The organism is Massilia sp. BGA-UO-ETr-WB1, from assembly GCF_059567845.1.
Map to the genome: position 1 here is coordinate 724251 of NZ_JCAQOT010000024.1, position 14553 is coordinate 738803.

The window sequence follows — 14553 nt, forward strand, 5'->3', positions numbered from 1 at the left end:
AAACAGCCCGCACGGGCGAGCCGGGGACAGGGACGGGATCAGGCGTTTTTGCCCAGCGCGGTGACTATCATCCCGCGCGCGCCCTGCAGCACCTGGGCCGACAGCTCCGGCCTGGCCTTCACGGTGGCGCGCGCGATCGACAGGGCGCCCACCATGGCGGCCACCACGCCCATGGCCGTGCCCAACGCGTCCACGCCGGGATTGGCGGCGGCGATGCGGCGCTCGAACGCGCGCACCAGCACCATGTAGCCTTCGCTGAAGGCGGCGCTGGCGGCCGTGTCCTGGCGGCCGATCTCGCTGGCGGCGGCGGCCATGGCGCAGTGCTCGGCGTAGTCCTCGCCTTCGCAGACGGTCAGGTAGCCGGCCAGGAATTTGTCCAGGTCCGGTTCGCCATCGACGGTGCCGGTCAGCAGTTTGGCGTTGCCTTGCTCCAGGCTCCACGCCAGCGCTTCGGCGGCCAGCGCTTCCTTGGACGGGAAGTGCGCGTACAGCGCGCCGTGCGTCAGGCCGGCGGCCCGGCTGATCTCGGCGACACCCACCCCGTCTATTCCTTTCTGTCGAAACAGGCGGCTTGCCGCCTCCACCAGCGCGGCGCGGTTTTCTTCGGCCTTTTCCTTCGAGATTTTCATGATGCGCTCCTTGCGGCTTATTTTCGCACACTTTGGTTGTGGTCACAATTAAAGTTGGCGGGCGGCGGAAAGGCCGACAAGGAAAGAAAAATCTCTGCTTGACTTTAATAATTGCGACCACTACTATTAATTCATTGATTGCGGTCGCAATCTTAAAACCACTGGAGCTCTCATCATGAACATCAAAAATTCCGTCGCTTTCGTTACCGGTGCAAACCGTGGCCTTGGCCTGGCCTTCGCTAAAGAACTGGTGGCGCGCGGCGCCGCCAAAGTCTATGCAGGCGTTCGCAATCCGGAAGGCGTCGATATTCCCGGCGTGACCGCGATCCGCCTCGATGTGAGCGACCCGGCGTCGGTGGCTGCGGCGGTGGCGCAGGCGGGCGACGTGACGCTGGTGGTCAACAATGCCGGTATCGCCCGCGTGCTGCCGTCGATGCTGGAGCCGGGGCTGGTGGATATGGCGCGCGAAATCTTCGAGACCAATTACTACGGCGTGATGCACGTCAGCCTGGCCTTCGCGCCGGTGCTGAAGGCCAACGGCGGCGGCGCCATCGTCAACGTGCTGTCGGACGCGGCCTGGATTGCCAGCCCCTTCCTGTCGGCCTACTCGGCGTCCAAGGCGGCCGCGTGGAGCTTCACCAATTCGCTGCGGCGCGAGTTGGCGGCGCAGGGCACCAGCGTGCAGGGCCTGCACGTGGGCTTCATCGATACCGACCTGACGCAAGGCTTCGACGTGCCGAAAGTACAGCCGTCGGAGGTGGCGATCCAGTCGCTGGACGGGGTGGAGGCGGGCCGGCAGGAAGTGCTGGCCGACCAGGGCACGCGCGCCATCAAGGCGGGCCTGTCCGCCGAGGGCGCGCCTTACCTGGCCGTGGCTTAGCTTCCACTTTGCTTCTTATGCGCTGCGGGTGGCCATGGCCGGCGAGATCGAGGCCGCGCGCCAGGCCGGCCCGTACACGGCGAGGATGCCCAGCGCCCAGAACACGCCGGCGCCGGCCAGCATGTAGCCGGCCGGCAGGCGCGCCATTTCCAGCTTGCTCACCAGTAGCTGGTTCAGGCCCAGCGCCAGCAGCACCCCCGCCGTCACGCCCACGCTGGTGATGAGGATGTTCTCCGTGATGAAGTAGCGCAGGATGTCGATCCGCCGCGCACCCAGCGCGCGCCGCACGCCGATCTGCTTGCGGCGCTGCGTCACCCACAGGCTGGCCATGCCGACGATGCCGCTGGCGGTGATCAGCAGCAGCAGGCCGCTGACCGTGATCAGCATCCACGCCAGGCCGACGTCGGCGCGGTAGCGGTCCTTGCGGTCGCCTTCCAGCGTCTTCGATTTGACCACCAGCTGGTTGTTGCTGGCCTTGCGCAGCGCTTCCTCGGCTTCCTTCATCACGCGGTCGCGCTGGCCCGGCTCGGCGCGCACCGTGTACATGGAGTAGTTGTCGCCGGTCAGGCGCACCGGCACGATGGTGCTGATCTCGCCGGTGATATCGACCTGTCCCCCGGGCGATTGCAGGCGTTCCACCACGCCCACCACGCGCACCGGCCGGCCTTCCGGGCCGATGCCCATGTAGAAGGTCTTGCCCACGTAGCTGGTGGCGTCCGGCCAGGCCTTCTGGCCCAGCGCCTTGGTGATGATGATGAGGCTGGGCTGATCCTTGCTGGTGTTCTGGTCGATCTCCATCACGTCGGCGGCGTTGAAGTCGCGTCCCTCGATCAGCTTCAGGCCCCAGGTCTTCACCAGCGAATCGGGCGAGATGTAGTAGGAGGTGTTGGCGGTTTCCTTGTCCTGCTTCTGGCTCACCACGAAGCTGTTGTAGCTGCCGGAGCGCGACAGCGGCACCTGGCTCACGTCGGCCACCGACAGCACGCCCGGCACCGCGCGCAGCGTGGCCGCCTGCGCTTTCTGAATGGCCAGCTGCTCCTCGTGGCCGCTCTCGCGCAGGCTGCGCGCCTGCAGGTGGAAGATGTCGTTCTCGGCCACCACGCCGGTCGGGCGCGCCGCCACCGCCTGGCGGATGTTTACGATGTGCAGCGCGTTGGCCAGGATGGCCAGGCTGAGCGCAACCTGCACCGCCACCAGGATAGGGCCGGTCTTGTTGCGCATCAGCGCGGAGAGGATGGGACGGATTTCCATGGTTGTCCTCATTGGGATTTAAGTTGCAGGGCCGGCGTCACCTGGCAGGCGCGCCAGGTCGGCAGCAGGCCGGCCAGCACGGCGGAGGCCACCGCCATCAGGAAGGTCGAGCCCATCATGATCCAGTCCATGTGCGCCACCACAGTGAGCTGCTTGGACTGCATGGCGAGCAGGGCCAGCGCGCCGAAGGCCAGCAGCAGGCCCAGGATGCCGCCGGCCAGGCCGACCACCGTGGTCTCGATCAGGAACTGGCTGAAGATCTCTTTGCGCGAGGCGCCCAGTGCGCGGCGGATGCCCACTTCCGGCGCGCGCACCGAGAACTTGGCCAGCAGCAGGCCGATGGTGTTCACCAGGCACAGTACCAGGAAGCCGAACGCCAGCCAAGCCGACAGCTTGTTGTCGTTGCCCACCACTTTCAGGAATTCCAGCCACTCGCCGACGTTGTACAGCTGGGTGGGCGCGTTGCGTTTCAGGCGGCCCAGCTTGTGCTGCTCGGCGGCGTAGGCGTCCAGCCAGTTCTTCAGGGCCGGGCGGTCGGCGGCCGAGTGCATTTCGATCCAGCCCTGGATCCACGTGCATTCGGACTTGAGCAGCGCATCGAAGCCGGGGTCGCGGTAGGCGCTGCAGCTCATGCTGCCGTTGTGGCCGTACTGGTGGCGGATGGCGGTGGCGAACGGGATGTAGAACTCGTCCTCGCTGCCGAAGGCGCCGGGGCCGCCGATGATGCGCACATAGCGCGGCACCGGGTCCCAGGTGTCGTACACGCCGGTGATCTGGTACTCGAAGCCCATCAGCGTCACGCGCTGGCCCACCGGGTCGGCGTCGCCGTACAGCTTTTCCGACAGTTTGCGGCTCAATACCACCACGTCCGCGCCGGCCGCGTCGTGCGCTTCGCTCCAGGCCTGGCCGTACAGGAACGGCACCTCGAACATGGCGAAGAAGTCGCGTGTCGGCGCCAGGCCGGCCGCGTTGAACACGTTCAGGTCCTTGCGCGCCGGCTCGATGGGGCCGGCCACGCCGTACATCACGGTGCGGCGGTCGCCCTGCTTGCTGGCGGCGATGTTGGCCGCGTCGATATAGGACAGCTGGCGGTCGTTCGGCTTGTCGCCCGGGGTGTAGCCCTGCAGCGGACCGTTGTCCAGCAGCGGCACGAACAGGCGCTCGCTCTTGGACGGGATCGGGTCGCCGGACATCACGTGCAGGATGGTCAGCGTGGCGATGCTGGCGGCCACGCCCACCGCCAGCGTGAGCACCATCAGCGCGGTCAGCGCCGGGTTGCGCCGCAGGCTGCGTATGCCGAGCAGGAAATAATATGAGAACATGCGCGCCTCCTTATGCCGACACCAGCGTGGGCGCCTTGCGCACCAGGTCCGACACCTGGCCGTCGATGATGTGCACATTGCGCTGCGAACGCACCGCCAGCTCCGGGTCGTGCGTCACCATCAGGATGGTGGTGCCCTGCGCGTTGATCTCTTCCAGCAGCTCCATCACGCCGCGCGCCATGGCCGTGTCCAGGTTGCCGGTCGGTTCGTCGGCCAGCAGCAGCTTGGGCGAGCCGGCCAGCGCGCGCGCGATCGCCACGCGCTGCTGCTGGCCGCCGGACAGTTCGGCCGGGTAGTGCCGCATGCGCGACGCCAGGCCCACCTTGGCCAGCGCGTCCTCGATGCGCTCCTTGCGCTCGGCCGCGTTGAAGCCGCGGTAGCGCAGCGGCACGTCCACGTTGTCGAACAGCGACAGGTCGGGTATCAGGTTGAAGCCCTGGAAGATGAAGCCCAGCTTCTCGTTGCGCAGGCGCGAACGGGCATTGTCGTCCAGGCCTCTGACGTTGGTGCCGTCCAGGACGTATTCGCCGTCGGTGAATTCCTCCAGCAGGCCGGCGATGTTCAGGAAGCTGGTCTTGCCGGAGCCGGACGGGCCGGTCACGGTGACGAACTCGCCCTGCTTGACGTTGATCTCGAAGCCGCGCAGTGCGTGGGTTTCGATCATGTGGGTGCGGTAAACTTTACTCAGGTTTTGCATGCGCAGCATGAGGGGCCTCTTGATGGTTGTATTGGTTCGATTGCGTTATTGGTTGATCGAGACGCGCTCGGCGTTCTCGAAAGTCTCGGTGCCTGCGACCACCACCTTGTCGCCCTGTTTCAGTCCACTCAGGATTTCCACCGCCGTGACGCTGGTGGCGCCCAGCTTGATCGGCGTGCGCACGGCCACGCCGTCGCGCAGCACGTAGGCGTAGCGGCCGCCCTCGGACTCCACGAAGGAGCCGCGCGGCAGCATCAGCACGTTCGGTTTTTCGTCGATCAGCAGGCGCGCGCTCACGCGCTGGCTCTGGCGCAGGCCTTCCGGCTGCTTGCCGTCGAAGCGCACCCGCGCCAGCACCTGGTTCTTCACCACCTCGGGCGACAGCGCGGACAGCTTGCCCATGGCCTTGCTGCCGCCCACCTGGATCTCGGCGCTCATGCCCAGGCCCAGGTCGGCCACATAGGTTTCCGGCACTTCCACTTCCACTTCCAGCGCGGACAGGTCCACCAGGGTCATCAGGGGCGCGTTGGCCGGCACCACGCTGCGGTTCGGCACCGACAGCGTGCCGATGAAACCGTCCACCGGGGCGCGCACGGTCAGCTCGTCCACCTTGCGCTGGGCGTTGGCCAGGTTCAGCTTCTGGCGCTCCAGCTGGGCCGACTTGGTTTTCAGCTCCAGCAGCACGTTGTCGTTTTCCAGTTCGGCAGCCTGCGCCGCGTGGCGCGAACGGACCTCGGCCGCCTGCAGCGCGTCCTTGGCCTTCTGGTAGTCGATCTTGGCCACCACGCCCTCGTTGGACACGCCGTCGTAGCGTTCCAGCGTGCGCTGCGCGGACAGGCGGTCGATCTCGGCGGTGTCGGCGTCGCGCCGGGCCAGCATCTTCTGCTTGCGCGCCAGGATCTGCTGGCGCGCCACTTCGGCCGCCAGTTCCTGGTAGGTGGCCTGCTCGCGTTTCAGTTCGTCGGTCAGGTCGGGCGACTCGAGGATGGCCAGCACGTCGCCCTTCTTCACGGTGGCGCCGGCGTGGGTCTTCAGGGTCACGGTGGAAGGGGAGGTGGAGTACAGCGTGGGGCTGACGGCGGCCACGATGCGGCCGTTGACGGCGGCGTCGCGTATCAGCGTGCCGCGCGTGACATCGGCGATGCGCAGCCGCGCCGCGCTCACCGAATGGCTGCTGCCGGCCCAATTGCCGTACAGGACCGCGCCGCCGGCCACCACCGCCACGGCCACCGCCAGCGCGATCAGTTTGCGCTTCAGGTGCTGCCCGGCCGGTGGCGCGATGACGGTGTCTTGATGGGAGGTGTCTCGGATCATGGTGTGTGCTTGTGAAAAATGTAAGCACGTCAATGCAGAAAGCATGCCAGCCCGCTGCGGCAGCTAAGTGCTTGATTTCGCAGGGCAGGACGGGGCGTGTCCGCTGTCCGGCTGTCCGTCCTTGTCCGGGGCGGACAGGCGGGCCGTGCGGTGCATGATTGCGTTAAACATGCGTATCTTTCCTGCAACCATGACGCTCTATTGGATACGCTGTAACGCACTGTATCCAAGCTGGAAACTAGAAATGGTTGCGTATAACATTCGATGTTAGAAAATGTTGACAAGCTCGCCGAAACGCTCCTACACTGATAAAAGCAGCATCGAAAAACACCAGGAGACAAAGATGATCAAGCAGCACGGAAAGCACGCCGCCCAGGCGCGCAAGCAGGTGGTATTGGGTCTGACGGTTATGGCCAGCGTTATCGCGCAGGCCTATGCACAGGAGGCGGCCACGGCGCCGGCGCCTGCCCCCGAAGCGGTACAGGACAGCGGCGCGCCGCTGCAAACCGTGAAAGTGACGGGTTTCCGCAACAGCTTGATCTCTTCCGCCAAGGATAAGAAGGAATCCGTCGGCTTCCAGGATTCGATCAACGCCGAAGACCTGGGCAAATTCCCGGACAAGAACATCGCCGAATCGCTGGCCCGCGTGCCGGGCGTGGGCGTGAGCCGCGACGTGACGGGCGAGGGCATGACGATCCAGATCCGCGGCCTGGGTTCCTCGTTCACCAAAATCCTGCTGAACAACTCGCCGGTCGCCGTGGCCTCGTCCGGCCCGATCGACGGCGCCAACACCAACCGCGAGGTCGACCTCGACCTGCTGCCGACCGACCTGTTCACCAAGCTCACCGTCAGCAAGAGCCCGACCGCAGGCCAGATCGAAGGCGGCGCCGCCGGCGTGGTCAACCTGCGCAGCGCGCGCCCGTTCGACAAGGAAGGCCGCCAGACCTCCATCAGCCTGACCGGCACCAAGCAGCAGATCGCCGACAAGGCCGGCGCGCGCGGCACCGCCATCTGGTCCAATACCTGGGAAGGCAAGTACGGTATCCTGGGCGGCATTTCGCTGTCGCGCCAGGAAGCCCGCACCACCGGCTTTGAAACCGTCGGCTGGACCAACCCCAACCTGACCGCCGCGCAAAGCAGCTCGCCGACCCGCAACAACACCGGCGGCGGCAACTGGACCATCCCGGCCACCGTGCCGGCCAATGCCGGCAACGGCCTGGTGGCCGGCACCGTGATCGACCAGGCATTCCTGCTGGCGAAAAATCCGGGCCTGACCATCCAGCAGATCGACAATGCGATCGTGCCGCGCCTGGGCCGCACCATGGAATACTACGGCACCAAGGACAAGATTTCCGCCGTGCTGTCGGGCGAATACCGTCCGACCGAAAACCTGCACTTCTACGTCGACACCATGTACAGCAAGAAGGACGACGACATGCAGCGCAATGCCTACACCTGGGCCGTGCGTAACAATGCGTCGATTCCGCTCAACATGCAGGTCGATAAGACCGATTGCGCCAATGGCTGCACGGTCACCTCCGGCACCTTCGCCAACGCGCTGAACTTCATCGAGTTCGGCCCGCGCCGCGACAAGGTCGACCTGCTGGGCATCAACCCCGGCGCCGAATGGAAGATCACGCCGAAGCTGGTGCTGGACGTAGCGGGTAACTACAACCGCAGCCGCTTCACGCACGAAGCACCCACCGTGATGCCGATGACGGCGCCGAACAGCGGCAACACCATCACCTACGCCAACAACGGCGGCGTGCCGTCGATCGTCTCGAACCTGGACCTGAGCAACCCGGCCAGCTACCAGTGGGTGGGCGGCCGCGTCAACATCCAGAACGAGCTGCGCCAGACGGAAACCAAGGGCTTCCACACCAACCTGGCATGGGGCGACAAGAAGCTGACCATCAAGGGCGGCTTCGCCTGGGACGACATCGACCGCCAGATCCGCGCGCAGGACAACTCCGCTGCATGGCAGGCTGCCGTCTGCGGCAACAACCCGACCGTGTTCCTGCAAGGCCCGAACGGCGCGCCGCCATGCAACGGCGCCAGCACGCCGGGCGCCAGCGCTGCGGCACTGTACCCGGGCTACGGCACCGGCTACACGGCAGGCCAGTCGGCGCCGCTGACTTACCAGGGTTCGCTGATCACCAACGCCGCGCTGCCGGGCTACCTGGTGCCCGGCCCGTACGGCAATCTGGCGCTGGACTGGGACCGCTTCCGCAAGGACTCGAACTACGACTACTACAACAGCACCGCGCCGGATTCGGGTGCATCGTCCACCGGCGCCAGCGCCGGCTACATCCGCGAGAAGTCGAAGGGCGTGTACATGGAAGCGAGCGGCGAACTGGCTCCGGCCGGCTTCAACACGCGCTGGAACGCGGGCGTACGTTACGTGCGCACCAACCAGCAAGTGGGTGCGCTCAATTCGCAGTCCGATCCGCGCAATGCCAACCTGCCTCTGAACGGCAGCAAGTACCCGAACATCAGCGCATGGGTGTACCAGAACACGGACTACAGCAACGTGCTGCCATCCGCTACGGTTGCCGTCGACGTGCGCAAGGACATGGTGTTCCGCGCCGCCGCATCGCGCAGCATGACCCGCGTCGATCCGAACGCGCTGCGCCCGGGCATCAACTTCTCCGGCGTGTCGGCCGACACCGGCACCATGGGCAACCCGGCACTGAAGCCTTACTTGTCGGATAATATCGACCTGGGCCTCGACTGGTACACCGGCCGTGAAGGCTACGTCTCGGTTACCGGCTTCCAGAAGCGTGTCAACGGCTTCACGGTGCAGGAGAACATCAGCATGCCGTTCAGCGCGCTGGCGCAGTACGGCATCAACTACGGCACGCTGATCCCGACCCAGCAGCAGGCGATCGACTCGCGCGGCGGCCCCGACGTGGCGCAGGTCGTGATGACCCGTCCGCGCAACGCCGACGGCATCCTGCGCATCCGAGGCCTGGAACTGGGCTGGGTGCAGCCGCTCGACAAACTGCTGCCGATCAAGGGTTTCGGCTTCAACGAAACGCTGACGCTGATCAACCAGAAGGCCAGCGGCGAAGGCTCCAGCGGCTTCATCGCGCTGGGTGTGCCGAAGAAGACCAACAACTTCAGCGTGTACTACGAGAACCACGGCTACATGGCGCGCTTCATGCACACCTACTCGCAGGGCAGCCAGGTGGCCACGGCGAACCAGAGCGGCATCACGCAAGCTGCGCTGTTCGGCGACACGTACAAGCAGTGGGACTTCTCGTCCGCCATCGAACTGGACCAGGTGTTCGATCGCGAAGGCTGGCCATCGCTGACCTTCGACATCGTGAACCTGAACAAGGCCAAGCGCCGTGGCTACTTCCAGTTCTCCAACGCCACCATGTCCCAGTACGATCCGGGCCGCACCTTCGCAGTCGGCCTGCGCATGAAGTTCTAAACGAAAGGGCCGCATGAACCTTCGCTTCCCCAAGCGATGGCGGCCCGCTGCAACCCTGGCGGCGATGCTCCTCGCATCGCCCGCCATGGCCGCAGCGGCCGATGCGCCCGTGCCGCAGTTGCGCAAGCAGGGCACGGCCGTGCAGCTCATCGTAGACAACAAACCCTTCCTCGTGCTCGGCGGCGAACTGCACAATTCCAACGCCTCCAGCCTCCCCTATCTCGAAAAACTGTGGCAACCGCTGAAAGAGGCGGGCGTCAACACCGTGCTGGCCCCGGTTGAATGGGACCAGATCGAAGCGTATGAAGGCCGCTTCGACTTCACCGTGCTGGATGGCATGCTAAAGCAGGCGCGCGCCAGCAACAGCCGCCTGATCCTGCTGTGGTTCGGCGCATGGAAGAACTCCATGTCCACCTATATGCCGCCGTTCGTCAAGCGCGACCAGCAGCGTTTCCCGCGCGCCCGCAACCGGGACGGCCAGGCGCAGGACATTCTTTCGCCGTTCAGCGCCGCCACGCTGAAGGCCGACGCGGCGGCCTTTGCCGCCGTCATGGCGCACCTGAAGCAGGTGGACCCGCAACGCACCGTGCTGATGGTGCAGGTTGAAAACGAAATCGGCATGCTGCCGGACGTGCGCGACTACAGCGCGCCGGCCAACGCGGCCTTCGCCGGCCCGGTGCCGGCGCAGCTGACGGCCTACCTGGCCGCCAACCGCGCCGCCTTGCACCCCATGGTGCGCAAGCTGTGGGAAGGCCATGGCAGCCGCAGCGCCGGCAGCTGGGGCGAGGTGTTCGGCGACTCCATCGAGGCGCAGGAGGTGTTCCAGGCCTGGTATTACGCGGTCTTCACCAACGGGCTGGCGGCGGCGGGCAAGGCGGCCTACGGCTTGCCGATGTTCGTCAACGTGGCGCTGAACCGGCCCGGCAAGAAGCCCGGCGAGTATCCGAGCGCGGGCCCGCTGCCACACCTGTTCGACATCTGGAAGGCGGGCGCGCCGGCGGTCGACATCCTGGCCATCGACACCTATTTCTCCAACTTCGCCGAATGGGCGCGCCAGTTCAAGCGGCCGGATAATCCGCTGTTCGTCCCCGAGGGCAACCGCATCGGTCGCCCGGAGCTGGGCGCCAACGCCTTCTTCTCCATCGGCGAACTGGATGCCATCGGCTACTCGCCGTTCGGCATCGAGGACATCGAGCGCTCGCCCAACGATCCGCTGCGCGGCGCCTACGCGCTGCTCCGGCAGATGACGCCGCTGATCATGCAATCGCAGGGCAAGGGCGTGATGCGCGGCTTCAAGGCCAACGTGTCGTATGACGATGTGGTCGATCCCACCCCGGCCAAAGTGCTGCTGGGCGGCTACCAGCTCGAGGTGAGCCTGGCCAACCAGTGGGGCAAGACCGAAAGCCTGGAATATGAGGGGCGCGGCGGGCTGGTGATCCAGACCGGCGAGGACGAATTCGTCGTCGCGGGCAAAGGCATGACCGTCACCTTCCGCGATCCGGGCGGGCCGGCCACCACGGTCGGCATCGAGAAAGCCACCGAGGGCGGCTTCAAGGACGGCGCGTGGCAGGAAGGGCGCTGGATGAACGGCGACCAGACCCACCAGGGCCGCCATATCCGCCTCGATGGCGACCGCTGGTCGGTGCAGAAGGTCAAGCTCTACAAATTCCGCTGACGACGGGCATTGCATTCCCGGCAAACGACTCAGCTTGCCAGGAATTCAATCACTCTTGCTGCCGCCCTCATCGACCCTGCTCGCCCAGCGCGGCTTCGGTCCCGACATCGAAGCCAAAGCCGCGCAAGTCCACGCCTGGCTCGGCGACTACCTTGCCCACCCCGATGACTGCGGCCACGTTCTGGCCGATGGTCAACGCCCTCCGGGAGACGGCTTGGCCTTGACGGCCCCCCAGCGCAGCCACAGGCGGGTGAGGGCGTACATGATGAGCAGCATGCAGACCCAGGCCAGGTAGACCACCGGCAGCGACGGGTCGTAGCCGGCGGGCATGCGGGGCGCGGGGCCGTTGAAGTCGGGCGTGCCGCCGAAGCGCAGGTGGAAGTAGAGATTGCCCAGCAGGTGGATCAGCGCCACGTGCACCAGATAGAAGAACAGCGGCGTGCGGCCGAACAGCAGCAGCCAGGGCACCGGTTGCAGGCGCTCGAACAGGGCCAGCAGCGCCAGGCCGATGCTGCCGGTGACCAGCAGGTATTGCAGCGACGGCGGGTATTTGTGCACGCGCACGAAGGACATCAGGTCGACCATCCAGCCGCGCCCTTGCGCCGCCCATGGCCCCGGGTCGCCGTACACATTCATCGCGCGCAGCAGCAGGAAGGCCAGCATCAGCGCGGCGGCGGCCATCCACAGCCGCCGCTGGCGCTGGCCGGCCGGCACGGCGGGGCTGAACAGCGGCCCGCTGGCGTAGCCGGCGGCAATCAATCCCAGCCATGGCAGCAGCGGGTAGGCGACCACGATGCCGAAGCCGTCCATCAGCGGCCGGTAGCCGCGCTCGTGCAGGGCGAACCACAGCGGGCCGCCGGGGTGCCAGCCGTCCAGCGCGTTGTGGCCGCAGATCAGCAGCGCGGCGATGCCGGCGATGGCCAGGTGCGGCAGCCAGATCAGCGCGGCCAGCACCAGCATGCCCATGCCGAGCGCCCAGATCACTTGCAGGACGATGACGCTGTAGCCGAATTGCCAGCTGAAGCTGACCCAGGTGGCCTCCAGCACCACCAGCAGCGCGCCGCGGGTGGCGAGGTAGCGCGACAGCGCGCGCCGGTCGCCGCTGCCATGGATGCTGCCGCGCAGCCAGGCCGAGGTGCCGGCCAGGAATACGAACACGGTGGCGCACAGGTGGGTGATCCAGCGCGTCCAGTACCAGGCCGGCGTGGTGGCGGCAAGGTCTTCCGGCTGGAACAGCGCCGGGCCAAAGAAGTCGCGCGTGTGGTCGAGCGCCATCAGAACAATGACCAGGCCGCGCAGCATGTCGATCGAGGCGAGGCGGGTCTTCGCGTTCATGGCAGTCTCCTTGGCGTGGATGCTGGCGGGTTACGGCAGTGTGCTGCGTGCCTAGTCTTGTTTGAGGGGCTTGTTTTTGTCAATCACTTCGCGGCAGTCGCCCTTGATGATGGCGTTGTCGTAATTGGTCCAGCCGTAGCTGTCCACGTAGCGCTTGTGCTGCTTGAATTTCGGGCTCAGGAAGCTCCACTCGAGCCGCTCGCCCTGGTAGCGGATGTCGCCCATGTCGAGCAGCGTGTGGAACATGTTTTCCGTCGCCAGCCGCGCCTTCCTGTGCTTGACCAGCTGCTGCACCTTGCCCGGGTAGCGTTCCTGGTACTGGTCCGAGTACCAGACCAGCGCCGGCACGTGGAATTCGTATTGCGTGTTGTGGCCGTGGAAGGCCAGGCGGCAGCTGCCGTCGTACAGGGTCTGGCCGTGGTCGGACACATACAGCATGGACGCGGCCACCTGCTGCTCCTTCAGCGTGCCGATGATCTGCGCCAGGAACCAGTCGGTGTAGAGGATGGAGTTGTCGTAGCTGTTGTTGAGCTGCGGCTTGATCTTCAGGTCGGTGTAGGCCGGCTTGTCGACGCCGTACAGCGACGGCTGCCACTTGTCGAACTCCTTCGGGTGGCGCTGGCTGTAGTTCCAGTGGCTGCCCAGCGAGTGCAGCACGATCAGCTTTTTCGGCGCCGGGTCGGCCAGCGCGTGCTTGAGCGGGTCGAACAGGATCTGGTCGAAATTGGAGTTGTTGGTGAAGCCGCCCAGGTTCAGGAACTGGATCACGTCCGCCTCCTTGGCGAACACCGACACCGGCGTGTCGAACCGGCCGAAGGAGATCTGGTTCGACAGCCAGTAGGTCTTGAAGCCGGCCTCCTTGTAGGCGGTGATGAAGGATTTTTCGGCGAAGCCGTCCTTCAGGCTTTGCATGGCGGGCTTGCGCGAAATGATGACCGGCACCGACAGCCGCGTGGCCGATACGGCCGTGATGACGTCGCGCAGCGTCACCAGGTTGGCTTCCTTGCTCAGCAGCGGATTGGTTTCGCGCGCGTAGCCGTTCAGGCTCCAGCGGTCGTAGCGCGACGATTCGCCCAGCACCACCACCACCACCTGCGGCTCGCCGTTGCCTTCGGCCTGGCGCGCCTGGAAGGTGAAGCTGCTGCTGGTGCGGCCCAGCTCGGCCAGATGCTGGCGCTCGTTGTAGAAGTCCACCCCGCGCCCCGCCAGGCCGAACGGCCAGGTGTTGCTGAAGGCGGCGAAGTCGACCGGCACCTTGGCCCACCAGGCCAGCGGCGCCAGCTTCCAGCCGGTGCGGGCGGCGGCCGATACGGCCCCGGTGGCGGACGCGCTGGCCGCTGCGTCTTCCTCTTCCGCGTCCTCCAGCTCGGCCGCGGCGCCGTCGCCGAAACCGGAGGCGGGCACGCTGGCCGGCGCGGCGGGCGCCGCCGCCACCTGCGCGGGCTTGCGGGCCGGCTTGCCGGTCACGCCGAACTCCCAGCCGTAGGCGGCCACGCAGGCCAGCGCCGCCACGATGCCCAGCGCCACCCAGCGCGAACTGTCGCTCCAGGCCAGTGCGCGCGTCTTGACCGCCACGTACCAGCCGGCGCCGAACCAGGCGATGGCGCCGGCCAGCACGGCCGCCATCAGGTACACCGTGCGCCCCAGGAATTCCATGGCTTCCTTGGGGCTGGTCTCGGCAATGATGCCCAGGTGGTGGGTGGAAATGCCCTGCCCGTAGTAGACGATCAGGTAGACCTCGGTGGGCAGGGCCAGGAAGGCGGGCAGCAGCAGCCAGTGGAACCAGGCCGGGCGCTTGAACACGGCCCACACGGCCACCCAGGCCACCACTTCCATGCCCAGCGTCTGCCACGGCGCGTCCACCGGCTTGCCCAGCAGCAAGGGTACGAAGGGCACGGCCGACAGGGCCAGGTAGCTCAGCAGCAGGAAGGCCCGGGCGGCCGGGGAGCCGGCGGGTGGCGGGGCGGATGGGCGAAACAGAAGACGCATGACACGGGAAATAAAAAAAAGTCGC

11 protein-coding genes are annotated in these 14553 nt (G+C 66.2%); 3 read left to right on the forward strand and 8 right to left on the reverse strand.

Going from position 1 to position 14553, the window contains the following annotated elements; translation table 11 throughout:
• Positions 1-38 precede the first annotated feature (38 nt).
• A complete protein-coding gene (locus AC56DV_RS16380; protein WP_496315328.1) occupies positions 39-629 on the reverse strand; it encodes a TetR/AcrR family transcriptional regulator in 591 nt (196 codons plus the stop codon).
• A 175-nt stretch (positions 630-804) separates the two neighbouring features.
• On the opposite strand from AC56DV_RS16380, the gene AC56DV_RS16385 reads away from it, so the two are divergent.
• Complete coding sequence (locus tag AC56DV_RS16385) at positions 805-1509, forward strand: SDR family oxidoreductase (protein ID WP_496315329.1); 705 nt, start codon at positions 805-807, stop codon at positions 1507-1509.
• 15 nt (positions 1510-1524) lie between these two features.
• Here AC56DV_RS16385 and AC56DV_RS16390 read toward each other — a convergent pair whose 3' ends face one another.
• The 4 genes from AC56DV_RS16390 to AC56DV_RS16405 are packed head-to-tail and all read right to left on the reverse strand — an operon-like array spanning position 1525 to position 6093.
• A complete protein-coding gene (locus tag AC56DV_RS16390) occupies positions 1525-2760 on the reverse strand; it encodes an ABC transporter permease (protein WP_496315330.1) in 1236 nt (411 codons plus the stop codon).
• A gap of 8 nt (positions 2761-2768) precedes the next feature.
• The gene (locus AC56DV_RS16395; protein ID WP_496315331.1) at positions 2769-4082 is read right to left on the reverse strand and encodes an ABC transporter permease; all 1314 of its coding nucleotides are present in this window, start codon (positions 4080-4082) and stop codon (positions 2769-2771) included.
• 10 nt (positions 4083-4092) lie between these two features.
• Positions 4093-4788, reverse strand: a complete 696-nt coding sequence (locus AC56DV_RS16400; RefSeq protein WP_496315332.1) for an ABC transporter ATP-binding protein — start codon at positions 4786-4788, stop codon at positions 4093-4095.
• A gap of 36 nt (positions 4789-4824) precedes the next feature.
• Positions 4825-6093, reverse strand: a complete 1269-nt coding sequence (locus AC56DV_RS16405) for an efflux RND transporter periplasmic adaptor subunit (protein ID WP_496315333.1) — start codon at positions 6091-6093, stop codon at positions 4825-4827.
• 343 nt (positions 6094-6436) lie between these two features.
• Between AC56DV_RS16405 and AC56DV_RS16410 the strand changes: the two genes are divergently transcribed.
• Both AC56DV_RS16410 and AC56DV_RS16415 read left to right on the forward strand, forming a co-directional pair.
• Positions 6437-9529, forward strand: coding sequence for a TonB-dependent receptor (locus AC56DV_RS16410; RefSeq protein WP_496315334.1), 3093 nt, complete (start codon positions 6437-6439; stop codon positions 9527-9529).
• 13 nt (positions 9530-9542) lie between these two features.
• A complete protein-coding gene (locus AC56DV_RS16415) occupies positions 9543-11204 on the forward strand; it encodes a GH35 family beta-galactosidase (protein WP_496315335.1) in 1662 nt (553 codons plus the stop codon).
• A 67-nt stretch (positions 11205-11271) separates the two neighbouring features.
• Here AC56DV_RS16415 and AC56DV_RS16420 read toward each other — a convergent pair whose 3' ends face one another.
• Genes AC56DV_RS16420 through AC56DV_RS16430 form a run of 3 tightly spaced genes read right to left on the reverse strand, consistent with a single transcriptional unit; the run spans position 11272 to position 14528 of the window.
• Entirely contained in the window at positions 11272-11400 is a 129-nt protein-coding gene (locus AC56DV_RS16420) for a hypothetical protein (protein WP_496315336.1), read from the reverse strand.
• On the reverse strand, positions 11397-12539 hold the full coding sequence (locus tag AC56DV_RS16425) for an acetyltransferase domain-containing protein (protein WP_496315337.1): 1143 nt from the start codon (positions 12537-12539) through the stop codon (positions 11397-11399). Before AC56DV_RS16425 ends, AC56DV_RS16420 begins: the two co-directional genes overlap by 4 nt.
• 51 nt (positions 12540-12590) lie before the next feature.
• Positions 12591-14528, reverse strand: coding sequence for a phosphoethanolamine transferase (locus AC56DV_RS16430; protein WP_496315338.1), 1938 nt, complete (start codon positions 14526-14528; stop codon positions 12591-12593).
• Between the last annotated feature and the right edge of the window lie 25 nt (positions 14529-14553).

Bases quoted from the DNA above. Each gene is read 5' to 3' on its own strand.
- AC56DV_RS16415 (WP_496315335.1), top strand. From the start codon at position 9,543: ATGAACCTTCGCTTCCCCAAGCGATGGCGGCCCGCTGCAACCCTGGCG.
- AC56DV_RS16385 (WP_496315329.1), top strand. From the start codon at position 805: ATGAACATCAAAAATTCCGTCGCTTTCGTTACCGGTGCAAACCGTGGC.
- AC56DV_RS16425 (WP_496315337.1), bottom strand. From the start codon at position 12,539: ATGAACGCGAAGACCCGCCTCGCCTCGATCGACATGCTGCGCGGCCTG.
- AC56DV_RS16390 (WP_496315330.1), bottom strand. From the start codon at position 2,760: ATGGAAATCCGTCCCATCCTCTCCGCGCTGATGCGCAACAAGACCGGC.
- AC56DV_RS16380 (WP_496315328.1), bottom strand. From the start codon at position 629: ATGAAAATCTCGAAGGAAAAGGCCGAAGAAAACCGCGCCGCGCTGGTG.
- AC56DV_RS16395 (WP_496315331.1), bottom strand. From the start codon at position 4,082: ATGTTCTCATATTATTTCCTGCTCGGCATACGCAGCCTGCGGCGCAAC.
- AC56DV_RS16400 (WP_496315332.1), bottom strand. From the start codon at position 4,788: ATGCTGCGCATGCAAAACCTGAGTAAAGTTTACCGCACCCACATGATC.
- AC56DV_RS16430 (WP_496315338.1), bottom strand. From the start codon at position 14,528: ATGCGTCTTCTGTTTCGCCCATCCGCCCCGCCACCCGCCGGCTCCCCG.
- AC56DV_RS16405 (WP_496315333.1), bottom strand. From the start codon at position 6,093: ATGATCCGAGACACCTCCCATCAAGACACCGTCATCGCGCCACCGGCC.
- AC56DV_RS16410 (WP_496315334.1), top strand. From the start codon at position 6,437: ATGATCAAGCAGCACGGAAAGCACGCCGCCCAGGCGCGCAAGCAGGTG.